Source organism: Paraburkholderia sp. Clong3 (assembly GCF_050436485.1).
Classification (GTDB): Bacteria; Pseudomonadota; Gammaproteobacteria; order Burkholderiales; family Burkholderiaceae; genus Paraburkholderia; species Paraburkholderia tuberum.
In genome coordinates this window covers 338,967-363,522 of sequence record NZ_JBNDMH010000002.1, presented here as the reverse complement: position 1 = coordinate 363,522, position 24,556 = coordinate 338,967, and the positions used below count along the sequence as shown (strand labels likewise).

20 protein-coding genes are annotated in these 24,556 nt (G+C 64.9%); 12 read left to right on the top strand and 8 right to left on the bottom strand.

Going from position 1 to position 24,556, the window contains the following annotated elements:
• Positions 1 to 8 precede the first annotated feature (8 nt).
• A complete protein-coding gene (gene leuA, locus OKW30_RS05965; RefSeq protein WP_429346250.1) occupies positions 9 to 1,715 on the top strand; it encodes a 2-isopropylmalate synthase in 1,707 nt (568 codons plus the stop codon).
• A gap of 128 nt (positions 1,716 to 1,843) precedes the next feature.
• On the opposite strand, the gene OKW30_RS05960 is transcribed toward leuA, so the two are convergent.
• From OKW30_RS05960 to OKW30_RS05940, 5 genes are all read right to left on the bottom strand, one after another.
• On the bottom strand, positions 1,844 to 2,623 hold the full coding sequence (locus tag OKW30_RS05960) for an amino acid ABC transporter substrate-binding protein (RefSeq protein ID WP_429346249.1): 780 nt from the start codon (positions 2,621 to 2,623) through the stop codon (positions 1,844 to 1,846).
• A gap of 277 nt (positions 2,624 to 2,900) precedes the next feature.
• On the bottom strand, positions 2,901 to 4,139 hold the full coding sequence (gene boxA, locus OKW30_RS05955) for a benzoyl-CoA 2,3-epoxidase subunit BoxA (protein ID WP_429346248.1): 1,239 nt from the start codon (positions 4,137 to 4,139) through the stop codon (positions 2,901 to 2,903).
• A 59-nt stretch (positions 4,140 to 4,198) separates the two neighbouring features.
• A complete protein-coding gene (gene boxB, locus OKW30_RS05950; protein ID WP_429346247.1) occupies positions 4,199 to 5,626 on the bottom strand; it encodes a benzoyl-CoA 2,3-epoxidase subunit BoxB in 1,428 nt (475 codons plus the stop codon).
• A gap of 98 nt (positions 5,627 to 5,724) precedes the next feature.
• Positions 5,725 to 7,404, bottom strand: a complete 1,680-nt coding sequence (gene boxC, locus OKW30_RS05945; protein WP_184071077.1) for a 2,3-epoxybenzoyl-CoA dihydrolase — start codon at positions 7,402 to 7,404, stop codon at positions 5,725 to 5,727.
• Between the two features lie 114 nt (positions 7,405 to 7,518).
• Positions 7,519 to 8,520, bottom strand: coding sequence for a helix-turn-helix transcriptional regulator (locus OKW30_RS05940; protein WP_184071079.1), 1,002 nt, complete (start codon positions 8,518 to 8,520; stop codon positions 7,519 to 7,521).
• Positions 8,521 to 8,758: 238 nt separating this feature from the next.
• Between OKW30_RS05940 and OKW30_RS05935 the strand changes: the two genes are divergently transcribed.
• The 5 genes from OKW30_RS05935 (at position 8,759) to OKW30_RS05915 (ending at position 14,426) form a co-directional block, all read left to right on the top strand.
• A complete protein-coding gene (locus OKW30_RS05935) occupies positions 8,759 to 9,226 on the top strand; it encodes a DUF4863 family protein (RefSeq protein WP_429346246.1) in 468 nt (155 codons plus the stop codon).
• Positions 9,227 to 9,285: 59 nt separating this feature from the next.
• On the top strand, positions 9,286 to 10,875 hold the full coding sequence (locus OKW30_RS05930) for a benzoate-CoA ligase family protein (protein ID WP_429346245.1): 1,590 nt from the start codon (positions 9,286 to 9,288) through the stop codon (positions 10,873 to 10,875).
• Between the two features lie 11 nt (positions 10,876 to 10,886).
• A complete protein-coding gene (locus OKW30_RS05925) occupies positions 10,887 to 11,747 on the top strand; it encodes an alpha/beta fold hydrolase (RefSeq protein ID WP_429346244.1) in 861 nt (286 codons plus the stop codon).
• A gap of 120 nt (positions 11,748 to 11,867) precedes the next feature.
• A complete protein-coding gene (locus tag OKW30_RS05920; protein WP_409340054.1) occupies positions 11,868 to 12,179 on the top strand; it encodes a hypothetical protein in 312 nt (103 codons plus the stop codon).
• 129 nt (positions 12,180 to 12,308) lie between these two features.
• Positions 12,309 to 14,426, top strand: a complete 2,118-nt coding sequence (locus tag OKW30_RS05915; protein WP_429346243.1) for a phosphocholine-specific phospholipase C — start codon at positions 12,309 to 12,311, stop codon at positions 14,424 to 14,426.
• Between the two features lie 106 nt (positions 14,427 to 14,532).
• Here the strand turns inward: OKW30_RS05915 and OKW30_RS05910 are convergent, their stop codons facing one another.
• Entirely contained in the window at positions 14,533 to 14,913 is a 381-nt protein-coding gene (locus OKW30_RS05910; RefSeq protein ID WP_090800962.1) for a DUF5594 family protein, read from the bottom strand.
• 49 nt (positions 14,914 to 14,962) lie between these two features.
• A complete protein-coding gene (locus OKW30_RS05905; RefSeq protein ID WP_429346242.1) occupies positions 14,963 to 16,627 on the bottom strand; it encodes an acyl-CoA synthetase in 1,665 nt (554 codons plus the stop codon).
• A 319-nt stretch (positions 16,628 to 16,946) separates the two neighbouring features.
• Between OKW30_RS05905 and OKW30_RS05900 the strand changes: the two genes are divergently transcribed.
• Complete coding sequence (locus OKW30_RS05900) at positions 16,947 to 17,813, top strand: hypothetical protein (RefSeq protein WP_184071094.1); 867 nt, start codon at positions 16,947 to 16,949, stop codon at positions 17,811 to 17,813.
• A gap of 10 nt (positions 17,814 to 17,823) precedes the next feature.
• Here the strand turns inward: OKW30_RS05900 and OKW30_RS05895 are convergent, their stop codons facing one another.
• Complete coding sequence (locus OKW30_RS05895; protein ID WP_429346241.1) at positions 17,824 to 18,732, bottom strand: LysR family transcriptional regulator; 909 nt, start codon at positions 18,730 to 18,732, stop codon at positions 17,824 to 17,826.
• Positions 18,733 to 18,858: 126 nt separating this feature from the next.
• Between OKW30_RS05895 and OKW30_RS05890 the strand changes: the two genes are divergently transcribed.
• The 5 genes from OKW30_RS05890 to OKW30_RS05870 all read left to right on the top strand — a co-directional run bounded on the left by OKW30_RS05890 (position 18,859) and on the right by OKW30_RS05870 (position 24,375).
• On the top strand, positions 18,859 to 20,979 hold the full coding sequence (locus tag OKW30_RS05890; protein ID WP_429346240.1) for a 3-hydroxyacyl-CoA dehydrogenase NAD-binding domain-containing protein: 2,121 nt from the start codon (positions 18,859 to 18,861) through the stop codon (positions 20,977 to 20,979).
• Positions 20,980 to 21,009: 30 nt separating this feature from the next.
• Complete coding sequence (locus tag OKW30_RS05885) at positions 21,010 to 22,218, top strand: acyl-CoA dehydrogenase family protein (protein WP_184071099.1); 1,209 nt, start codon at positions 21,010 to 21,012, stop codon at positions 22,216 to 22,218.
• A gap of 12 nt (positions 22,219 to 22,230) precedes the next feature.
• A complete protein-coding gene (locus OKW30_RS05880; RefSeq protein WP_187626570.1) occupies positions 22,231 to 23,382 on the top strand; it encodes an acyl-CoA dehydrogenase family protein in 1,152 nt (383 codons plus the stop codon).
• Positions 23,383 to 23,515: 133 nt separating this feature from the next.
• Positions 23,516 to 23,962, top strand: a complete 447-nt coding sequence (locus OKW30_RS05875) for a glycoside hydrolase family protein (RefSeq protein ID WP_429347728.1) — start codon at positions 23,516 to 23,518, stop codon at positions 23,960 to 23,962.
• 71 nt (positions 23,963 to 24,033) lie between these two features.
• On the top strand, positions 24,034 to 24,375 hold the full coding sequence (locus OKW30_RS05870) for a DUF1311 domain-containing protein (RefSeq protein WP_260336571.1): 342 nt from the start codon (positions 24,034 to 24,036) through the stop codon (positions 24,373 to 24,375).
• Positions 24,376 to 24,556 lie beyond the last annotated feature (181 nt).

Genomic DNA, 24,556 nt, shown 5'->3' with positions numbered 1-24,556 from the left:
TGATGAAAATGTTGAAAAACCCTGCTACCAAGTACCGTTCGTTCAAGCCGATCAATTTGACGGATCGCCAGTGGCCGTCGCGCACCATCACGCGCGCGCCGATCTGGATGAGCACCGATCTGCGCGACGGCAACCAGGCGCTGTTCGAGCCGATGAACGCCGAGCGCAAGATGCGCATGTTCAAGACGCTGGTGCAGATCGGCTTCAAGGAAATCGAAGTCGCGTTTCCGTCGGCGTCGCAGACCGATTTCAACTTCGTGCGCGAGCTGATCGAGGGCGGCCATATTCCCGACGACGTGACGATCGAAGTGCTCACGCAGGCGCGCGACGATCTGATCGAGCGTACTTTCGAATCGTTGCGCGGCGCCCCGCGCGCGATCGTCCATCTGTACAACGCGACCGCGCCGGAATTCCGCAAGATCGTGTTCGGCCTCGAAAGGAGCGGCGTGATCGAACTCGCGCAGAAGGCCGCGCGCACGATGAAACGTCTCGCCGACGCGCAACCGGACACGCACTTCACGCTGCAATACAGCCCGGAAGTATTCAGCGGCACCGAACTCGAATTCGCGAAGGAAGTCTGCGACGCGGTGTTCGACATCTGGCAACCGACGCCCGAGCACAAGGCGATCGTCAATCTGCCGGCCACCGTCGAAATGGCCACGCCGAACGTCTACGCCGACCAGATCGAATGGATGCACTGCAATCTCGCGCGCCGCGACTCGCTGATCGTCTCCGTCCACCCGCATAACGACCGCGGCACGGCCGTCGCGGCCGCGGAGCTCGCGGTGATGGCGGGCGCGGATCGCGTCGAAGGTTGTCTGTTCGGCAACGGCGAGCGCACCGGCAACGTCGACCTCGTCACGCTCGCGTTGAACCTGTACACGCAGGGCGTCGACCCCGAGCTCGATTTCTCGAACATCAACGAAGTCGCGCGCACGGCCGAGGAATGCACGCAGTTGCCGGTGCATCCGCGTCATCCGTATGTCGGCGATCTCGTCTTCACCGCGTTCTCGGGCTCGCACCAGGACGCGATCAAGAAGGGCTTCGCCGCGCAGAAGCCGGACGCGATCTGGGAAGTGCCGTACATGCCGATCGATCCGAGCGACCTCGGCCGAACCTACGACTCCGTGATTCGCGTGAACAGCCAGTCGGGCAAGGGCGGTATCGCGTACCTGCTCGAGCAGAGCTACGGCGTCGTGTTGCCGCGCCGCCTGCAGGTCGATTTCAGCTCGGCCGTGCAGCGCTTCACCGACCAGAGCGGCCAGGAAGTCACGCCCGCGCAGATCTGGGAACTGTTCCAGCAGGAATACGTGCGCACGGCCGAGCCGGTCCGCTATATCAGCCACAGCCTGTCCGAGCATGACGGCCGCGAGCACATCAAGCTCAACGTCGAAATCAACGGCACGCCGCGCGTGCTGGGCGGCGCCGGCAACGGCCCGCTCGACGCGCTGATGCACGCCTTCGACGTGCCCGTGCGCATCCAGCACTACGAGGAACGCGCGCTCACGCAGGGCGCCGATGCGCGCGCGATCGCGATCGCCGAAATGGCCGGCACCGATGTGGCCGGCAGCGCGTTCGGCGTCGGTGTCGATGCGAACCTGATCACCGCGTCGATCCGCGCGGTGATCAGCGGCGTGAACCGCGCGTATGCACGCGTGAACACGGATGCCCAGGAGCGCTTCTTCGACGCCGCGCTGAGCGACGCGACGGTGTGAGGCCAGCGTCTGCCGCGTTGAACGTGCGGCACGCCGCAGGTTCGACGGGCTGACGACAACCAAGAAGGGGCGTTTCGACGCCCCTTCTTTTTTAATGTGGATTTATCCGCGTCAACGTCGGCCGACGGTCAATGAAACACGTCCCGGCCGAAGTACTTCAGCGAAATCCGCTGATACGTACCGTCTTTTCTCATGCCGGCGAGCGCGTCGTCGATCGCCAGGCGCAGCTTCGGATTGCCCTTGCGGATCAGTACGGCCGACTTGTCGCTGCTATCGGGCGACGTATCGACCGCGACGACCTTGATCCTCGCCTCGGGCTCGCGCTTCCTGTAGTCGAGAAACGACAATGAATCGTTGACGGTCGCGTCGACGCGGCCCGCGAGGAGCAGCTCGATCGATTCGTCGAAGCCCTGCGCCGGAATCACCTGCGCGCCGTGCGCGGCCGCGATCCTGCCGACGTTGCTGGTCAGCGTATTGGCCGATTTGCGGCCCTTCAGGTCGTCGAAAGATTTGATCGTCGTGTTGCCCGATGCGACGATCAGCACCGCGTGCGACGTGATGTACGGGTCCGAGTAATCGTATTTGAGCTTGCGCTCGTCGGTGATCGCGACCTCGTTGATCACCGCGTCGTAGCGATTGACGTCGAGACCGGCGATCAGTCCTTGCCATTTGCCTTCGATGAATTGCGGCTTGACGCCGAGACGCTGCGCGATCGCGCTCCCAAGCTCGACGTCGAAGCCGGTCAGCTTGCCCGCGTCGTCGTGGTAGGTGAACGGGGCGTACGTACCTTCGGTGCCGATCCGGAACACGCCCGATGCCTTGATCCGCGCGAGATCGTCGGCGCTAGCCGGATGCGCGAGTGCTGCCTGCAACAGCGCAATCATCACAAGTGAACGAATCGGCTTCATCGGACGGCTCCGTCTGAGTGCCTGCGTAGGTGGCGGACTGCCGCGTTGGCGGGGAGTCCCGGCGTGCGGCCGGCTGTGTGGGCCGACTGTAGCAAACCGTCCGCGATTTTCAAAGCGCTTCGCGCGCGGTGCGTCGATCCGCACAGGTCAGCCGCTGCGCTCTTCCGTCAAGCATATGACGCAGGCAAAAAGGCCCCGCAAGCGCTCATGCTTTCACGAGCCTTTGCGGAGCCTTTTCGCGGAGCTTTCGGTGTGGGTCGGCGCGTCGGCGCGCCGCTCAGTACGTCTCCAGATGCAGCCGCCCTTCCCGCTTCAGCTTCGCCCACAACGCTTCCCAATCGAGCTGATGCTGCTCGCCGATATCCTTGAGCGCCTGCAGCACACCGTCCTCCATGCCCTTGAGGCCGCACACGTAGATATAGGTGTTGTCGTCCTTCAGCAGGTTCGCGACGTCGGCCGAACGTTCGCGCATTGCGTCCTGCACGTAGCGCTTAGCCTGTCCCGGGGTGCGCGAAAGCGCGAGCGTGGTGTCGATGAAATCCTTCGGCAGATTCGTCAGCGGTCCAAAGTACGGCAGCTCCTCCTTGGTACGCGCGCCGAAGAACAGCATCAGCTTGCCGGTCGCGCCTTTGAGGCGCTTGCGGCGGCGATACTCGGTCATCGCGCGCATCGGCGCGGAACCGGTGCCCGTGCAGATCATCAGCAGATGCGAGTTCGGATGATTCGGCATCAGGAAGGTGCTGCCGAACGGACCGATCACGTTGACCACGTCGCCCTTCTTCAGATCGCACAGATAGTTCGAGCACACGCCGTCGATCGCGTCGCCGTGCTGCTGCGACACCCGCTTGACCGTCAGCGACACGTTGTTATAGCCGGGCCGCTCGCCATCGCGCGGACTCGCGATCGAGTACTGGCGCGCGTGATGCACGCGGCCGTCGGCAGCAGCTCCCGGCGGCAGAATGCCGATCGACTGGCCTTCGAGCACCGGAAACGGCATCGAGCCGAAATCGAGCACGATGTGATGGATGTCGCTCGACGTCGCGCTGTCGGTGAGCCGGTAGTTGCCGACCACCGTCGCGGTGGTCGGCGCCTTATGCGTGTAGAGATTCACGTACGGCTTCGCGGCCGACCACGGCGGCACGAGCGCGCCGCGCACGGTATCCACTTCGATGCCGTCCGCTTCGGCGGCGCTGTCGCCCGCGGTAGACGCGGCCACCGGTTCTTCAGCCGGCACCGCCATCGTGTTCTGCTCCGGCAACACGTCCCACGTAAACTGCTCGTCGATCGAATACGCGTCGGCCTTCAGCACGGTGCGCCAGTTGTCGATCGCGCCGGTCGGGCACGGCGGCACGCAGGCCATGCAGCCGTTGCAGACGTCGGCCTTCACGACGTAGTTGTTGGCGTCGTGCGTGATCGCATCGACCGGACAGGTCTCTTCGCAGGTATTGCAGCGAATGCAGATCTCCGGATCGATCAGATGCTGCCGCAGAACTTCGACCGATACTGGCCCGTTCATGACTTCCTCCACCTGGTAATACGGCGCGCGTGCAGCGCGCCTTTCGTGCTTCGCCTGCTTCAGTTGAAGCGCACGTATTCGAAATCGACCGGCTGACGGTTCACGCCCATCGCGGGCGGCGCGATCCAGTTCGCGAACTTGCCCGGCTCGGCGACGCGGCCCATCAGCGAAGCGACGAACGCGCGGTCTTCCGGCGTGGCGAGCCAGTTCGCTTCGTTGGCGGCCCATTCGGCTTCGCTGAGCACGCGGCCGTCCGGCGACACCCGCGTGCCGGCGAACGTGCCGATCTGCCGGTTGAACGCCTTGTGCGGCACCGTCATGCGAAAGTCGACGCCGGCCTTCTCGAGCACCTTGTTCCAGCGCCCAACGCCCGCAACCGAGTCCTTGATGTAATCGTCGCGCAGCACTTCGTTCATCGCGTTGAGCATCGGCACTTCGCGCTCGACGAGCTTGCCGTCCTGCACGTCGAGCAGCTTGTAAGCATGCTCGTTCAGGCGATGATCGTCGTCGCGCTTGCCTTCCTCGTAGCGGCCCTTCAGACCCGAGCTATAGAACGTCGCCGCGTTCGACGAATGATCGGCGCCGAACAGGTCGATCGTGACCGAGTAATGGAAGTTCAGATAGCGCTGGATGGTCGGCAGATCGATCACGCCGGCCGCGCGGATCTTCGCGACGTCGTCGGTGCCGAGTTCGTTCATCACCTGAGCGGTGCGCTGGATCACGCGCGACACGCCCGATTCGCCGACGAACATATGATGCGCTTCCTCGGTCAGCATGAACTTCGTCGTGCGCGCGAGCGGATCGAAGCCCGACTCCGCGAGCGCCGACAACTGGAACTTGCCGTCGCGGTCGGTGAAGTACGTGAACATGTAGAACGCGAGCCAGTCCGGCGTTTTCTCGTTGAACGCGCCGAGAATGCGCGGGTTGTCCTCGTCGCCGGAGCGGCGGCCGAGCAAGGCTTCGGCTTCCTCACGACCGTCGCGGCCGAAGTAGCGATGCAGCAGGTACACCATCGCCCACAAGTGGCGGCCTTCCTCGACGTTGACCTGGAACAGGTTGCGCAGATCGTACAGCGACGGCGCGGTCAAACCGAGGTGACGCTGCTGCTCGACCGAGGCCGGTTCCGTATCGCCCTGCGTGACGATGATGCGGCGCAGGTTCGCGCGATGCTCGCCGGGCACGTCCTGCCACGCGGCTTCGCCCTTGTGCTCGCCGAAGTGGATCGTGCGATCCTGCTCGCCCGGCGTGAGGAAAATGCCCCAGCGGTACTCGGGCATCTTCACGTAGTCGAAGTGCGCCCAGCCGCCCGCATCGACGCTGACCGCGGTGCGCAGATACACGTCGTACCCGTGCGAGCCTTCCGGGCCCATGTCGCCCCACCATGACAGAAAGTTCGGCTGCCATTGTTCGAGCGCGCGTTGCAGCGCGCGGTCGTCGGCGAGGCTGACGTTGTTCGGAATCTTTTCGCTGTAGTTGATCGAGGACATGGTCGGTTCCCTGGGTCAATTCCCTGTTCGGAAGCTGCAGTGGCGAGAGGCACGTATCGACAGGCGGCGTCGTTTAGTCCGAGTGAGCGCGGCGCATCTCACACGCGCGACACATCGAATTGCGCCTTGCTGCCCTTGCCGTACACCTTGAGCGCACCCTTCTCGCCCACTGCGTTCGGCCGGTTGAAGATCCAGTTCTGCCAGGCGGTGAGACGGCCGAAAATGCGCGTCTCCATCGTCTCCGGCCCATTGAAGCGCAGATTCGCTTCGAGGCCGGTCAAGGCATCGGGCGACATCGCCGCGCGTTCTTCGAGCGCGATGCGGATTTCGTCGGCCCAATCGATGTCGTCAGGCGATGCGGTGACGAGACCGAGGCGCTCCGCGTCGAGCGCCTTGACCGGCTGGCCGATCAGCGCGCGCGCCGCGTCGAGCGGCTCGGCTTCCTCGTAAAAGCGCCGCGCGAGCCGCGACTGATGCGTCACCATCGGATACAGGCCGAAGTTGACTTCCGACAGCGTGATCGCCGGCTCTTCGTCCTCGTTGTCGGGCAGCGCGGCCATGTAGATGCGATCGGCGGCGAACGCGAGTTCCGCGAACGTGCCGGCGAAGCATGAACCCGGCTCGATCAGCGTGAAGATGGAGCGCGACGACACGTCGAGGCGCGCGAGCGTGCGGCGCAGCATGCCGATCGTTTCGCGCACGAACCAGTGATCCCGGTGCTGCAGCAGCGTCGCATCGACCGCGAGCAGGTGGCGCGCGTCGCCTTCGGTCTTGAACACCCAGGTGCCGATGTCGAGCGCGTTGGTGCGCATCGAGAGGATCGCGTCGTCGAGTTCGCGGGCGAATTGCAGCGGCCACCAGTTGGCGCCGGCCGCGGCGATCGCGGCGATGCCGGTCGGTTGCTCGGTCTGTGGCGCGCGCGCGGTGAAGGTCGCCACACGTTTCGCGCGATCGATCGTGACGTCGACCGTCTGATAGCTGAGGCCAGCTTCGCGATCCGTGCGTTCGATGCGCGTGAGCGCGACGCCCGGCGCTCCGGCCGGACGATCGCTGTGCGCGCCGAGTTCGAGCGCGCGCGCCTGAATGGCCTGCTCGAACTGGTTCGGCTTCACGACTTCGTCGACGAGACGCCAGGCCTTCGCGCGTTCGCCGCGCACGCCCTCGACCACCGTGCAGAAGATATCCGCGCGATCGTGGCGCACCTTGCGCTTATCGGTCACGCGCGTGAGTCCGCCGGTGCCGGGCAGCACGCCGAGCAGCGGCACTTCCGGCAGCGACACCGAAGAGGAACGATCGTCGATCAGATAGATTTCATCGCAGGCGAGCGCGAGTTCATAACCGCCGCCCGCGCACGCGCCGTTCACCGCGGCGAGAAACTTAAGCCCCGAATGGCGCGACGAATCTTCGAGCCCGTTGCGCGTTTCGTTCGTGAATTTGCAGAAGTTGACCTTCCACGCGTGCGATGACAGCCCCAGCATGAAGATATTCGCGCCCGAGCAGAACACCCGGTCCTTCAGGCTCGTCACCACCACCGTGCGGACTTCCGGATGCTCGAAGCGAATGCGCTGAATCGCGTCGTGCAGCTCGATGTCGACGCCGAGATCATACGAATTGAGCTTCAGCTTGTAGCCGTCGCGAATGCCGCCGTCCTCGGCGATGTCGATGCCGAGCGTCGCGACCGGACCGTTGAAGCTGAGCTTCCAATGCTTGTACTGCGACGGGTCGGTGCGATAGTCGACCGGCGCGGCCTGAGCAACGGCGGTGGGTGCTGTGGACATGGGGCGTCTCCTGACTGGACGATGCAATCTGTTTTTTGAACAATAGTGCATCGTCACGCCAGCGTAAAGCACTTTAGTGCATTTTTACGGGGAAACCCTGGCGCCCGCGATCGGTCAGTTCACGCGCGCCTCGTCGGGGGCTTCCGCCGCGAGACGCGCGGCGAGACGGTCGCGCAACTGCAGGTACGCATCGGCGAGCGTCCTTTCGCTGGTGTCGAACGACATGTCCGCGCGTCCGTACAGCTCGGCGCGCCCGGCGAGGATGCGCTTCAGGTCGTCCATCGCCTCGCGGTTGCCGGACATCGGCCGCAGATCGCCTTGCGCGACGACGCGGCGCATATGTTCCTCGGGCGTCGCCTGCAACCACACGGTGAAGCAGTGCGACAGCAGCAGGTTGAACGTGCCCGCTTCCGACACGAGCCCGCCCGGCGACGCGATCACCGCGTGCGGATGCTCGTGGATCACCGCCTCGAGCGCGCGTTGCTCGTAGCGTCGATACGCGCTCGCGCCGTACAGCGAATGAATCTCCGACGGCGGACAGCCCGCGAGCTGTTCGATCACGCGCGTGAGCTCGATGAACGGCACCTTGCGCTCCTGCGCGAGCATGCGCCCGAGCGTCGACTTACCCGCGCCGCGCAGGCCGATCAGCGCGATGCGGTCCTTGCGGTGCGGGTCGCGCGGCGCCTGCGCGAACATCTCGGCGAGCGCGATGCGCGCGCGCTGCAGTGCCGCCTGGTCGCGCCCCCGCAGCAGCTCGCGGATCAGCAGCCATTCGGCGGACGCGGTGGTTTCGTCGCCGATCACCTCGGCGAGCGAGCAGTTCAGCGTGGCCGCGAGCTGCCGCAGCACCAGCACCGACGCATTGCCGACGCCCGATTCGAGGTTCGCCAGATGCCGCTCCGACAAACCGGTTTCGGCCGCCAGCGTCTTGCGCGTCATGCCGCGGCGCGCGCGCAGCAAACGCACACGCTCGCCCATCGCGGTCAGGAACGGATCGCGTTCTTCGCGCTCGCCGCCACGTTCGGCCGTGCGTTCACCCGCGCGCCCGGTGCGTTCGGCGCGGGCCGCGCCGTCGTCGGTTTCGTCCAACGGTGCGGGAGGGTACTTTTGATTCATGTTTTGCGACCTCGTGACTACGATACATGTACTATAGTGCTTGACACGCACCAGGTGAACGGTTTAATTTTCGCCAAAAGCTGATCCAATCACAAACACAGTCGCGCGCCGCCTTGGCATTCCGGCCGCGTCACGGAGACGGCGCCGCAATACGCATGCACCCAAGTTCCGGCGGCCGGCGATCCGGCGGCCGGCGACCCGGCGGCCGGCCTGCGTGAGCGCGCTTCTGGAGGCTCGCATGTCCCCACAGGAATTCCAGCGCCTGATCGCAGGCGTCACTGGGCAACTCGCCGGGCGGCCGCTCGACGCCGCGCTCGCGGACTGGCTGAACGACACCTGGCCCGCCGGCAGCCCCACCTTTCACGAACTCGCGAACGCATGCCGCAGCGGCGTCGCTGAAGGCTGGCTGTGCAACCGCGAGGCCGGCGGCATCCGCTACGGCCGCATCTTCAAGGCGCTGCCCGACACGCACGGCTTTTCCGTCGACGTCGTCGACATGCAGGACATTGCCGGTCCGCACCACGTCCATCCGCACGGCGAGATCGATCTGATCATGCCCGTCACCGACGGCGCGACGTTCGACGGCCATCCGGCCGGCTGGTGCGTGTACGGCCCCGGCTCGGCGCATCGTCCGACCGTCGCGAACGGCAGGGCGCTGGTGCTGTATCTGCTGCCGCAAGGGGCGATCGAATTCACGCGCGCGTGAGCCGCGAACAGATCACGATCACACAAGAGCCGGACCGTGTCCACGGATGGAGGAGACATATGGAAGCCCTGCTGGAAACGAGCGCACGCGAGCCGGTTGCGCCGCCGCCCCCGCTGTTCAACTTCGCGAGGCATCTGTTCCAGTTGAACGAAGCGCGCGCGAGCAAAGTCGCCTATATCGACGACGACGGCGCGATGACCTACGGCGAACTCGAACAGCGCGCGCGGCGCTGCGCCAGCGCACTGCGTGCGCTCGGCGTGCATCCCGAGGAACGCGTGCTGCTCGTGATGCTCGACACCGTATCGCTGCCGGTCGCATTTCTCGGCGCGCTTTACGCCGGCATCGTGCCGGTCGTCGCGAACACCTTGCTGAGCGCCGCCGACTATACGTACATGCTGACGCACAGCCACGCGCGAGCGGTGATCGTATCGGAACCGTTGCTACCTAACGTGACGGAGGCGCTGAGCAGCATCGACAACGACGGCTGCCAACCGATCGTCTCGCAGCCTCACGCCTGCACCGAAGCGCCGCTCGCGGCGCCCCGCTTCGAAACGCTGGTCGACACCGCGCTACCCGCCGTCAAAGGCTGTGCAAGCAACGCGGACGACATCGCGTTCTGGCTCTATTCGTCGGGCTCGACCGGCAAGCCGAAAGGCACCGTCCATACGCACGCGAATCTGTACTGGACCGCCGAGTTGTATGCGAAGCCGGTGCTCGGCATCGTCGAGAGCGACGTGGTGTTTTCGGCGGCGAAACTGTTCTTTGCATATGGGCTCGGCAACGCGCTGACGTTTCCGCTGTCGGTCGGCGCGACCGCGATCCTGATGGCCGAGCGCCCGACCGCCGAGGCGATTTTCGCGCGCCTCGTCCGGCACCGCCCGACCGTGTTCTACGGCGTGCCGACCTTGTACGCGAACATGCTGGTGTCGCCCAACCTGCCCGCGCGCGCCGACGTCGCGATCCGCGTGTGCGCGTCGGCCGGCGAGGCGTTGCCACGCGACGTCGGCGAACGCTTCACCGCGCACTTCGGCGCCGAGATTCTCGATGGCATCGGCTCGACGGAAATGCTGCACATCTTCCTGTCGAATCGCGCGGGCGAAGTCGAATACGGCACGACCGGGCGCCCCGTGCCGGGCTACGAAGTCGAGTTGCGCGACGAAGCCGGGCGGCCGGTGCCCGATGGCGAAGTCGGCGATCTGTTCATCAAGGGGCCGAGCGCGGCGCTGATGTACTGGAGCAATCGCGAGAAAACGCGCGCGACGTTTCTCGGCGAATGGATCAGAAGCGGCGACAAATATCGGCGTCTCACGAACGGCTGCTATGTCTACGCGGGCCGCAGCGACGACATGCTGAAAGTGAGCGGCCAATATGTGTCGCCGGTCGAGGTCGAGATGGTGCTCGTCGCGCATCCGGCGGTGCTCGAAGCGGCGGTGGTCGGTGTCGATCATGGCGGGCTCGTGAAAACGCGCGCGTTCGTCGTGCTCAAGCGCGACTTCATGCCGTCCGACCTGCTCGCCGAGGAACTGAAGACCTTCGTCAAGGAACGGCTCGCGCCGCACAAGTACCCGCGCGATATCGTGTTCACCGACGATCTGCCGAAGACCGCCACCGGCAAGATTCAACGCTTCAAGCTACGCGAACAGTCATAGGTGATTCATTGATGCAGAACCGAGGTACCGCCCCTGCCACTTCCTCCGCGAGCGCCGCCAGCCGCCTTGCCGAACTGCCGGCGAGCGCGTCGCATGGACCGCTGCGCATCGAGTACCGCTGGGTCAACGAGCAGGCGAATGCTCAGCAGGACGATTCGCCGATCGCGGTATTCCTGCACGAAGGTCTCGGCTCGATCGCAATGTGGCGCGACTGGCCGCAGACGTTGTGCGCGCGACTCGGCATGCGCGGACTCGTCTATTCGCGGCCAGGCTACGGACTCTCGACAGCGCGTGCATCTGACGACAAATGGCCGGTCGATTTCATGACCGCCCAGGCGCGCGACATCCTCCCCACCCTGCTCGACGCGCTCGATATCGACCTGCGCCAACGCCAACGCATGTGGGTGATCGGTCATAGCGACGGCGGCTCGATCGCGCTGCTGTATGCGGCGCTGTACCCCGATGCGCTCGCGGGCGCGGTCGTGATCGCGCCGCACGTATTCGTCGAAGACATCTCGGTGCAAAGCATCGCCCATACGAAGCAGCTTTACGAATCCACCGATCTTCGCGCGAAGCTCGCCCGCTATCACGCGGACGTCGATTCCGCGTTCTACGGCTGGAACGATATCTGGCTCGACCCTGCGTTCAGGCGCTGGTCGATCGTCGAGGCGCTCGCGCCGATCCGTCGACCGCTGCTCGCGATCCAGGGCCACGACGACAACTACGGCACGATGGCGCAGATCGACACGATCGCCGCGCGCGTGCCGCACGCGCAACTCGTGAAGCTCGACGCATGCGGACACTCGCCGCATCGCGACGCGCCCGCCGCACTCAACGACGCCATCGCGGCGTTCGTGCGCGCACAACGATAAGCGGCGCCCGTCTGTTACCGATACTTCATAAAAATTACACGGATCGGCGATTATGCTGCTGCATCGCTGACCTCGGCACATCGATTGCGAGGCATCCCTTCCCCGCCAGGAGACAGTGCCATGCCCTTCGTGTCGAAGCCGAGTCGTGCGCCCCGTCGCAAACGTTTGACGGGCGCCATCGCGGTGATCGCGCTGTGCGCGCTAGCGGGAGCGTGCAGCGACGACGCCCCGCCCGCCAGCACGAATACGATCAGTTCAACCGACCATTCCGCCGCTAATCCCGGCGACCCATCGATCGCCCCGCCGCCGGCCGACTCCGCGCCGCCGACGCTGACGATCCAGACACCGGCGGCACCCGCATCCGAAGCCGGCACGGCGCTGTCCGCCACCTCGCCGCCGCTGGCCAGCCCCGTCATCCATACCGTCGATTGAGAATCGCGCCGCGCGCGGCGGCTAGCCCGCCTTCGCGCGTCCGACGCAGCATCGCCGTTTCAGTACCGCAATTTGTCGTCCCCGTGCCTTTCTCCTCCACCGAAGATCAAAGCCACCACCGCCCCAACCATGACCTCAAACAATCGTCGTGATTTTCTGCGCTCGGCCGCGCAAGCCGCCGGTTCCTTCACCGCGTTGAGCATGCTGCCGCCGGGCATCCGCAATGCGCTCGCGATTCCGGCCAACAACCGGACCGGCACGATCCGCGACGTCGAGCACATCGTCGTGCTGATGCAGGAGAACCGTTCGTTCGACCACTACTTCGGCACCCTCAAAGGCGTGCGCGGCTTCGGCGACACGCGCGCGATCAACCTCGCGAACGGCCAGCCGGTGTGGTATCAGCCGCAAACCGCCGATGCCAGCGGTGCCAGCTACGTGCTGCCGTTCCGTCCGGGCGCGCCGAACCTCGGCCTGCAATTCCTGCAGGATCTCGCGCACGACTGGGGCTCCACGCACGCCGCATGGAACGGCGGCCGCAACGATCAGTGGGTACCGTCGAAAGGCGCGACCACGATGGCCTACCTGACGCGCGACGACATCCCGTTCCACTATCAGCTCGCCGACGCATTCACGATCTGCGACGCCTACCACTGCTCGCTGATGGGCCCGACCGATCCGAATCGCTACTACATGTGGAGCGGCTGGGTCGGCAACGACAGCAGCGGCGGCGGTCCGGTAATCGACAATTCGGAACTCGGCTACGGCTGGTCGACCTACCCCGAAGTGCTGCAGAACGCGGGCATCTCGTGGAAGATCTATCAGGACATCGGCACCGGGCTCGACGCGAACGGCTCGTGGGGCTGGACGCAGAACGCGTACATCGGCAACTACGGTGACAACTCGCTGCTGTATTTCAATCAGTACCGCAACGCGCAGCCGGGCAACCCGCTATACGACAACGCGCGGACCGGCACCAACGCGGCCAACGGCGACGGCTACTTCGACATTCTGAAGCGCGACGTGCAGAACGGCACGCTGCCGCAGGTGTCGTGGATCGTCGCGCCCGAAGCGTACAGCGAGCATCCGAACTGGCCGACCAACTACGGCGCGTGGTACATCGATCAGGTGCTGCAGATCCTCACGTCGAACCCGGACGTGTGGAGCAAGACCGTGCTGCTGATCAACTACGACGAAAACGACGGCTTCTTCGATCACATCGCCGCACCGTTCGCGGCCGCGTCGAGCGCGAACGGTTTGTCGAGCGTCGACATCACGAACGAAATCTATGCGGGCGACGCGAAGAACGTCGCCGGGCCGTACGGGCTCGGACCGCGCGTGCCGATGCTGGTGGTCTCGCCGTGGTCCAAAGGCGGCTACGTGTGCTCGGAAGTGTTCGACCATACGTCGGTGATCCGCTTCATCGAAAAGCGCTTCGGCCAGCAGCACAATCTCGGCGAATCGAACATCACGCCGTGGCGTCGCGCGGTGTGCGGCGATCTGACCTCCGCGTTCAACTTCGCGAATCCGAACGCGTCGGTGCCGTCGCTGCCGGGCACGAGCGGCTACGTGCCGCCCGACCAGAACCGTCACCCGGACTACGTGCCGCAACCGCCGACGGTGCAGACGGTGCCGAAGCAGGAAGCGGGCGTGCGCCCGGCGCGCGCGTTGCCGTACGAACTGTTCGTGCGCGTCGAGGAAGGCTCGAACGGCAAGCTGACGATGCGCTTCGTCAACACGGGCCGCGCGGGCGCGGTGTTCCTCGTGTACGCGGCCAATAGCGCCGACGCGCCGCGCAGCTATACCGTCGAAGCGGGCAAGCATCTGCAGGACGCGCTGCTGCTCAACGCCGACGGCAGCTACGACTTCAGCGTGCACGGGCCGAACGGCTTCCTGCGCCGCTTCGCGGGCAAGGTGGTCGCACGGAACTGGTGGAATGGTTCGGACACCGCACGGCCGGCCGTCGCCGAAGGCTACGATGTCGCGAACGGCAATCTGCAACTGCGGCTCGAGAACGTCGGCAGCGCGCGTTGCCAGTTCACGATCGTCAACGCGTACGACGCGAGCCATGTGATCAAGCATTCGGTACGCGGCGGCGACACCGACAATCTGTACCTCGATCTGCGCAACGCATACGGCTGGTACGATCTCGCGATCACCGTCGATACGGACCCGACGTTCGCGCGCCGCATCGCCGGTCATGTCGAGACGGCAAACAACAGCATGAGCGATCCGGCGCTGGGCGGCTGAGCGTCGCTGTAACCCAACGCTGCAAAAGCAACGGCCGCTGGCTCTTCGGGCACAGCGGCCGTTTTTCATCCAGCTCTCGAACGCAAGCCCGCCATCGCGCGCGCGTCTACGATTCGAAATCGAGCCCGCCGATCAACGTAACCGGCTCACCCTGCGTGTGCGTGGAGAAATCGAGTTCGCGCGCCTGGGTCCACGCATTGAGCTTGCGCGGCAGCGCGGCCAGATATCTGGCGAAACGCGTCGCGCCCTGCTCGCCCATCAGCCTTTCTATTTCGTCGCTGTCCCAGGTCAGATACAGATTCAACGGATGCGGGTAATGACCGAGCTCATCGAGCGGCGTGGCGTGAATCCGCACGCGGGTGGGCTGACCCTGTTCGCCATGCGGCAACACGTCGGTGTGCACGGTCTTGGCGATACACGCGGCGATCGCCTCGGCAATGCGCGGCGCGAACTCCTGGTCGAAACGCATTGCACTCTCGGGGCGCATCCAATCTCTCCGCTGTGATTCCCATCGTGGGTTGGTCATCGTAGCAGACTCAGTTTTTCGCCGGTGGGATCGCGTCCGGACCGTGCGTCACCGCCTCGCGCAGCGTCTTGCGGATCACCTTGCCGGTGGCCGTCATCGGCAGGCCTTCGACGAAGCGAATCTCGCGCGGATATTCGTGCGCGGCCAGACGCGTCTTCACGTGCTGCTGGATCTCGCGCACGAGTGCGTCGTCGCCGACGAAACCCGCTTTCAGCACGACGAACGCCATCACGATTTCGGTGCGCTCGCGATCGGGGGCGCCGACCACGGCCGCCATCGCGACGGCCGGATGACGCAGCAGCGAATCCTCGATCGACGCCGGCCCAATCCGGTAACCGGCGCTCGTGATCACGTCGTCGCCACGACCGACGAAGCGGATGAAGCCGTCCGCGTCGCGCGTGCCGAGATCGCCGGTCAGCAGAAACCTGCCGCGGAATTTGTCGTTGGTGGCCGCAACGTTGCGCCAGTAGCCGAGAAACATCACCGGATCGGGCGCGGCCACCGCGATATCGCCGATCGCGCCCGGCGGCAGTTCGTTGCCGGCGCCATCGACGATCGCGACATGGTGCCCCGGCACCGCGCGCCCGATCGCGCCGAAGCGCGGCTCGAACAGCGCCGCGCACGACGACACCACGACGTTGCACTCGGTCTGCCCGTAGAACTCGTTGATCGTCACGCCGAGTGCGTCGCGCCCCCAGCCGATCAGTTCCTCGCCCAGCGATTCGCCGCCGCTCGCGACCGATTGCAACGCGAGACGCAGATGAGCGGGCCGCTCGACGCCGCGCATCATCTTCAGCGCGGTCGGCGGTAGAAACGCATGGGAGACCGCGTGACGCGCGAGCAGATCGAACGCGGCGTGGCCGTCGAATTTCGCAAAACGGCGCGCCAGCACCGCGACACCGTGATGCCACGATGGCAGCAGCACGTCGAACAGACCGCCGATCCACGCCCAGTCCGCGGGCGTCCACATCAGCGTCGCGCGCGCGGGAAAGCCCTGCTGCGACATCTCGACGCCGGGCAGATGCCCGAGCAATACGCGATGCCCGTGCAACGCGCCCTTCGGTTTTCCGGTCGTGCCCGACGTATAGATGATGATCGCCGGATCGTCCGCGGCGGTGTCGGCCGGCGTGAACTCGGCGCAAGCGCCATTCAACGCCTGCCAGAACGACCGCACGGGCGCGTCCGATGCTTCGTCATCCTGCTCGATATCGACACTGAACACGTGTCGCAACTCGGGCAGCGCGCCGCGAATTTCGTCGATCTTTCGCACGCCGGCGTGATCGGTGATCAGCGCGAGCGCGCCGCTGTCGCCGAGCCGATGCTCGATCGCGTCCACGCCGAACAGCGCGAACAGCGGCACCGCGACCATGCCGGCCTTGTAAGCCGCGAGATGCGCGATGGCCGTTTCGATCGATTGCGACAGAAAGATGCCGATGCGCTCGCCGCGCCGCGCGCCCGCCGCGAGCAGCGCATTGGCGAAGCGGTCGGACAGGGCTTTCAGTTCGTCGAACGTATAGCGGGTCGCGCGCCCGTCGGCGTCTCCGTAGATCAGCGCGAGACGCCCCGAGCCATCGGCCCACCTGTCGCATGTGTCGACGCCGATGTTGTAGCGCGGTGGAATACGCCACGCGAATCTGGCCGTGAGCGAATCGTAAGTCTCGCCGTCGAGGTTCATCGGGTCTCCTGATATCGTCGTTCTCGCTGCATGGCGTGATGCATGGTCCGTCGCTTGCTGCCTCTGCGCGCACGACCGATGTTCCGCAGTTTAGCCCACGACCTTGCGCACTCGGTTGATGCATTGCCGTGCGCAACTGAATTCGCCAGATACGACATAGTCCCGCTCATAATCGCCGACTCGTGGCGCTGAACTCAACGTTTTGCGACAACTCCTGTGCGATTCAAGCCCTTTACATCTGACCTGTGCCGTGCCCGTCTAGGATCGTTACACAGGTTCGGCGCGCATGTTGCGCCGCACGATCGCTACCGGATGACATATGCGCAAGGCAAGGTTTGCATCGTTCTGGCATGGCCCGGAGCTTTCTCCCTACGAGATCGCCTGTCTGAATTCGTTCACGCTGTACGGCAGCGAGGTCGCGCTCTATAGCTACGAGCCGATCGACACTCTGCCGCCCGGCGTGATCGCGAAGGACGCGACCACGATACTGCCGCGCGACTCGCTGAACGACTTCCCGATTCACGGCGTGCCGTCGATGCAGCATTTCACCGACTATTTCCGCTTCGTGATGTTCACGAAGACCGATGAGATCTGGGTCGATACCGACATGCTGCTGCTACGCGATTTCGATCTCAACGCCAAGGGCGATCTGATCGGCCGGGAAACCCAGTCGAGCATCTGTAATGCGATTCTGAGGCTCGATCCGGATCAGCCGCGCTTGCACGAGGCGATCGAACGGGTCGAAGCGATGAAAGGCCGGGCACTGAAGTGGGGCGACACCGGCCCGCGTCTGCTGACCGCCATCTACGGTGTGAAGGCCGGTCTTCCCGAAAGCCTGTTCTATCCGGTGCACTTCAACGATTACTACAAGGTGTTCCTGCCGCGCTATTTCGACGAGTGCGCGGCGCTCTGTTCCAATGCGTACACGCTGCATCTGTGGAACAACCGGGTGGTCAAGATGGGCCTGTTCAAGCGCATCGGCCCCCCCGTTGGGTCGCTCCTGCACCACGTGTTCGAGCAAACCGGCGCCAACACGCTGTTTCGCGAGTTTTATCCGGCGAGCGTGATGCAGGCGATGATCGACAACGCGGTGGAGAAAGTCGGTAGCGACGAAGGCGTGCGCAAGCTGCTGCGCGTCGGCGTGCCGATGGTCACGACGGCCATCGCGCGCAGACTCGGCGCCTGAGTTCGCAGCTTCAGTTCGCGCCGCCCCTGCCCGAGCCCTGCGCCTGCTCCAGCACGAAGTCGATGAAGGTCGCCGCCGCGCGCGTGTGATGCCGATTCGGCATGTACAGCATGTACATGTGCGTGCCGAAGATGCTGAGCCGCCAGCCATCGAGCGCGGTCAGCACGGCGCCGAGCTTCAGATCGTCCTGCACCACGTAGTCGGGCACGAGTCCGACACCGAGACCGGCCAGCACCGCCTGGCGCAAAAATAGAAAGTTTTCCGAAATAATCGTCGGTTCGAGCAGGACTTCATGACGCTCGTCGCGCAGATACGCGGCGAGCCGCAACTGCTTGCCGATCACGGCCGCGGTAATCAGCGGCGCGGTGCGCAGGTCGTCGAGCGTCGCGGGCATGCCGTGTGTCCGCGCGAATTCGGGGGATGCGCAGGCCACGTACCGGACTGGCCCCATGTCCCGCGCGACAAGGTTTTGCGGCGGCTCCGACATCACGCGCACCGCAATGTCGATCTCGTCGCGCATCAGATCCTCGACGCGGTTCTCGAACATCACATCGAGCACGATACCCGGATACAGCCGCTTGAACGCGATCAGCCAGTCGGACATCACGAGTTGGCCATAGCCGCTCGGCACGCTGAGCCGCACGCGCCCCTGCAGGCTCTGGCCCAGTGTCGTCACCGACTCGCGCGCGGCCAGCAGCGCGTTGCGGATCGTGCGGCCGTGCTCGTAGAGCCGCAGACCGATCTCGGTCGGCTCGACGCGACGCGTGGTGCGTCGCACCAATTGCAGGCCGACCGAACGCTCGAGCTGATTCAGGTGATAGCTGACGTTCGCGCGGCTCATTTTGAGCCGGCGTGCCGCTTCGCTCAGATTGCCGGCGTCGAGGATGTCGACGAGCAGGGTCAGCGAGTTGACGTCCATCGCCCAGTCTTTGTCAAAATAATTTTGACAGTCTGTCAATCAACGGTGTAATTGTCAATGAACGTTGACCACTCCAGAATGGGACGATCCGGCGCGCCTCGCCATCCTCAAACGGAGACACCTACGATGACCCTTTCCTCCTCAGCCGACGTCGTCACGCGCGAATTGCACGGCAAGGTCCTGCTCGTCACGATCGACCACGCGCCGGTCAACGCGCTATCCGCCGACGTTCGGCGCGGCCTGCTGGCCGCGATCGAAGCCGCCGACGCCGACCGCGCGGTCGAAGCCGTGCTGATCGTCGGCGCGGGGCGCAACTTGATCGCCGGTGCCGATATTCGCGAGTTCGGCAAGCCGCCGGTGCCGCCTTCGCTGCCGGACGTGTGCAACCGCATCGAGGCATGTACGAAACCCGTGATTGCCGCGCTGCATGGCGCGGCGCTCGGCGGCGGGCTCGAAGTGGCGCTCGCCGCGCATTACCGGATCGCCGTCGACGGCGCGAAGCTCGGCCTGCCCGAAGTGCAGCTGGGTCTGCTGCCTGGCGCGGGCGGCACGCAACGCACGCCGCGTCTGATCGGCGCGCCGGCGGCGCTCGACCTGATGCTGAGCGGCCGTCACGCGAGCGCGAAGGAGGCGCTCGCGCTCGGCCTCGTCGACCGTCTCGGCGACAGCAGCGACATCCTCGCCGAAGGGCTCGCCTACGCGCACGAGCTGCTCGCCGCGCACGCGCCGGTACGCCGCACGCGCGACGCCGCCGCATTGATCGATCGCGCCGCGAGCCGCGCCGCCGTCGCGAAAGCGCGTGACGAAACCGCGAAGAAAGCGCGCGGCCTGTTCTCGCCGCTGAAAATCGTCGATGCCGTCGAAGCCGCGATCGAACAGCCCTTCGAGGAGGGCTTGACGCTCGAACGCAAGCTGTTCCTGCAATGCCTCGACAGCCCGCAGCGCGCCGGCCTGGTTCACGCATTCTTCGCCGAGCGCGAAGTGCTGAAGGCGCCCGAAACGCGCGACGCGAAACCGCGCGCGCTCGAGGCGATCGGCGTGATCGGCGGCGGGACGATGGGCGCGGGCATTGCGGTCGCAGTGCTCGACGCGGGGCTGCCCGTCACGCTGATCGAGCGCGACGAAGCGGCGCTCGCGCGTGGCCGCGCGCACATCGACAAGGTCTACGACGGGCTGATCGACAGGGGCCGCCTCACCGCTGAGAAGAAAGCCGCGACCATGGCGCGCTGGAGCGGCAGCACGTCGTACGATGCGCTCGCTCACGCCGACCTCGTGATCGAAGCCGTGTTCGAAGATCTCGACGTCAAAAAGGCCGTATTCGCCGAGCTCGATCGCGTCTGCAAGTCCGGTGCGGTGCTCGCGACCAACACGTCGTATCTGGACATCGACGCGATCGCAGTCAGCATCTCGCGCCCCGCCGACGTAATCGGCCTGCACTTCTTCTCGCCCGCCAACATCATGAAGCTGCTCGAAGTCGTGGTGCCGAAGCAGGTCAGCGCCGACGTCGTCGCGACCGCGTTCGAGTTCGCGAAGAAGCTGCGCAAGACGCCGGTGCGCGCCGGCGTGTGCGACGGCTTCATCGGCAATCGCCTGCTTGCCGTGTACCGCGCCGCCGCGGACGCGCTGATGGAAGACGGTGCATCGCCGTATCAGATCGACGCGGCGGTGCGGGCGTTCGGCTTGCCGATGGGCCCGTTTCAGGTGGTCGATCTCGCGGGCGGCGACATCGGCTGGGCGGCGCGCCAACGCCGCGCGGCCACGCGCGACCCGAACGCGCGCTACGTGCAGATCGCCGACCGCCTGTGCGAGCGCGGCTGGTTCGGCCACAAGACCGGCCGCGGATTCTATCTGTACCCCGAAGGGTCGCGCGGCGGCATGCCCGATCCCGAAGTCGAGGCGATCATCGACGCCGAGCGTGCGCGCGCAGGCATCACGCCGCGCAGCTTCACCGACGAGCAGATCATGCGCCGCTATCTGGCCGCGATGATCAACGAAGGCGCGAACGTCGTCCACGAAAGTATCGCGCTGCGCCCGCTCGACGTCGACGTGACCCTGCTGTACGGCTACGGCTTTCCGCGCTACCGCGGCGGTCCGATGAAATACGCGGATAGCGTCGGCCTGCCGACGATTCTCGCCGACATCCGCGAGTTCGCGAAGGAAGACCCGCTGTTCTGGCGGCCGTCGCCGCTGCTCGTCGATCTGGTCGAGCGCGGCGCGGATTTCGCGAGCCTGAACACGACAGCCTGAACCACCACGAACACTAACGGAACGACTGCGATGGATCTGAACTTCACCTCCGACGAAGAAGCGTTTCGTACCAGCGTGCTGGCGTTTCTGCGCGACAAGCTCCCGCGACGTCTCGCCGGCAAGGTGCACGGCGGGCGGCGTCTGACGCGCGACGACATGGCCGAGTGGCACGCGATTCTGAACGCGCAAGGCTGGCTCGCGAATCACTGGCCGAAAGAGTACGGCGGCCCGGGTTGGAGCGCAGTGCAGAAATTCATCTTCGAAAACGAATGCGCACTCGCCGGCGCGCCACGCGTCGTGCCGTTCGGCGTCAACATGCTCGGGCCGGTGCTGATCAAGTACGGCAGCGAGGCGCAGAAGCGTCACTGGCTGCCGCGCATTCTCGATGGTTCCGACTGGTGGTGCCAGGGCTATTCGGAGCCGGGCGCGGGCTCCGATCTCGCGTCGGTCAAGACGACGGCAGTGCGCGGCAAGGACGCGCAGGGCGAGCACTACCTCGTCAATGGCCAGAAGACGTGGACCACACTCGGTCATTACGCGAACATGATCTTCTGCCTCGTGCGCACCGCGACCGACGTGCGCAAACAGGAAGGCATCAGCTTTCTGCTGATCGACATGAACACGCCGGGCGTCGAAGTCCGGCCGATCATCACGCTCGACGGCGAGCACGAGGTCAATGAAGTGTTCTTCACCGACGTGCGCGTGCCGGTCGGAAATCTCGTCGGCGAAGAAAACAAGGGCTGGACCTACGCGAAATATCTGCTTACGTACGAGCGCACCAATATCGCCGGCGTCGGCTTTTCCGTCGCCGCCTTCAACCGTCTGCGCAAGATCGCCGCGACACAGCTGCGCAACGGCCGGCCGCTCGCCGAGGATCCGGCGTTCGCGGCACGCATGGCGCGCGTCGAGATCGATCTCGAGAACATGAAGACGACCAATCTTCGGGTGATCGCGGCCGTGGCGGGCGGCGGCGTGCCAGGTGCCGAGAGTTCGATGCTGAAGATTCGCGGCACCGAGATCCGTCAGGAGATCTCGTCGCTGACGCGGCGCGCGATGGGCGCTTATGCGCAGCCATTCGTCGAGCAAGCGCTGCACGAAGGCTTCGACGGCGTGCCGGTCGGCCCCGACGAAGCCGCGAGTGCCGCGTCGCAGTACTTCAATAATCGCAAGCTGTCGATCTTCGGCGGCTCGAACGAAATCCAGAAGAACATCATTTCCAAAATGATCCTCGGACTGTAAGAGGCGCACGTCATGAATTTCCAGCACACCGAAGACCGCCGCATGCTGGCGGATATGCTGAATCGGTTTATCAGCGAGCAGTACGGCTTCGCGACGCGCGATGAAATCGCACGCTCGACGCAAGGCTTCAGCACCGAATTGTGGGCACGCTTCGCGGAACTTGGCGTGATCGGCGCACTGTTCGACGAAGCGAGCGGCGGTTTCGGCGGCGGCGGGTTCGATATTTCCGTGGTGTTCGAGAGCATCGGCCGCGGGCTCGTCGTCGAACCGTTTCTCGATACGCTGGTCGTCGGCCGGGCGATCGCTCGCAGCGGCAGCGACGTGCAGAATGCGGCGCTGGGTTCGTTGATCGACGGCTCGCGGATCGTTGCGCTCGCGCATGGTGAACCGGACAGTCATTACGAGCTTGCCCGGGTCGCGACGACGCGCGCGCGCCGCAGCGTAAATGGCAACAGCGGCGTGTGGACGTTGCACGGCGCAAAGGCCGTCGTTCAGCATGGCGAGCATGCTCAGGCGTTCCTCGTCTCGGCACGCACGAGCGGCGAGGACGATGCCGAAGCCGGCATCACGCTGTTTCTGGTGCCGAGGGACGCGGCGGGTGTGAGGGTGCGCGGCTACCGCAAGATCGACGGAGGACGCGCGGCCGAAGTGACGTTCGACGACGTCACGCTCCGCGACGACACCGTGCTCGGCTCAGTGGATCACGGCTTTGCGACGCTCGAATATGCGGTGAGTTGCGGCGTGCTCGCGCTGTGCGCGGAAGCGGTCGGCGCAATGGACGTCGCGAAAGACTACACGCTCGACTATCTGCGCACGCGCAAGCAGTTCGGCGTGCCGATCGGCAGCTTCCAGGCGTTGCAGCATCGCATGGCCGATTTGCTGCTCGAAATCGAGCAGGCGCGCTCGGCGGTGATCAACGCGGCGGCGGCGCTCGACGGCGAACGAAACGCGCGCGAGCGCGCGGTGTCGGCGGCGAAGTACAGCATCGGCCGGATCGGCACGCGAGTCGCGGAGGAATGCATCCAGTTGCACGGCGGGATCGGTATGACGTGGGAACTGCCGCTCGCGCATTACGCGAAGCGGCTCGTGATGATCGATCATCAGCTTGGGGATGAGGATCATCATCTGGAGCGGTTTGTGGCGTTGGGGGCTCAAGGGCGGTGATTCGTGTGCGCTTGCGAATGCGAACGCGTGCCGGTGACAAGTCTGCCAGATTGCACTCGCCTATTCTTGAGGAACTGAACGTGCCAAACGAATCAAAAAAAAGTTGAGCGATGCCGGATGGACTGCATTGCGGATGCACGTGGGCGCTGTCCTTCGCTACGACAACGACGTAGCGAACAATTGCACCTTCGGGATAGGCACGCCTGCGTACTTTGGCCGATGCACCAATGACGAAATGCGGCGGCCGGTGACCTTGGCAGATGTCAACGCTCAACTCGCAACAAGGGTTCGCGCCGCGGAAGGTTCGGTCAAAAGCCGAGTTACGGATCATGAGCTAACGCAGCGGCGGTTCGACGCTCTCGTGAGCTATACCTATAACACGGGCGCAACCGGCGCCCGACAGGCGTTAGCTGTAGCAAATCGTGGGCAGAACGATGAAGTCGCAATCGAAATGGCACGCAACGTCTATGTACATCCTCGCGATGCCCACGGGCGACCGCTACCGGCAGTGCGAGTGCCAGGCTTGGTAAATCGCCGCCGCGAAGAAGCGGCGCCGTTCCTGACGCAGGGCCGGCAATGAGACGGCTGTGTGTCGCGCTTGCGCTTGTTAGCAGTTCGGCACCGGCCGCCGCATCCAATCCAGCCGACGTCATGGCAACCCGCAGTGGACTGCCCGCCAGTGAGGTCGACGCGGCCCTGTCGCATTGCGACGCGAATCAGATGAGCATGAATCTGTGCGCGTGGCGCGAGCAGATCGTCGCGGAGCAGAAGCTGGAGCAGGTCGTCGAGGGCAAGGCCGCGGTGTCGGCGAGTTGCAAAGCGGCGATCGAGAAGAGGCTCACCGCGTGGAAAACGCGCCGTGACGCCAATTGCAAAAAATCGGCTTCGCGAGAATGGGGCGGCGGGTCGATGCTGCCCACGGCGGTCGCGATGTGCAAGACAGCCGAAACCGAGCGCATGAGCAAAGCAATCGAGGCTTCGGGATGCAGATGAGCGTGGGCGAAGCGTTGACAGCGGGAAACGCTGCGCCCGCGCGACGGGCAAGAAAAAAGGACTTACGGCTTTCACCGTAAGTCCTTTTGATCTTTTTGGTCGGGGCGAGAGGATTTGAACCTCCGACCACCTGCACCCCATAAAGGTTTATATTAATCTGGATTCCTATGTAATAGCCCGC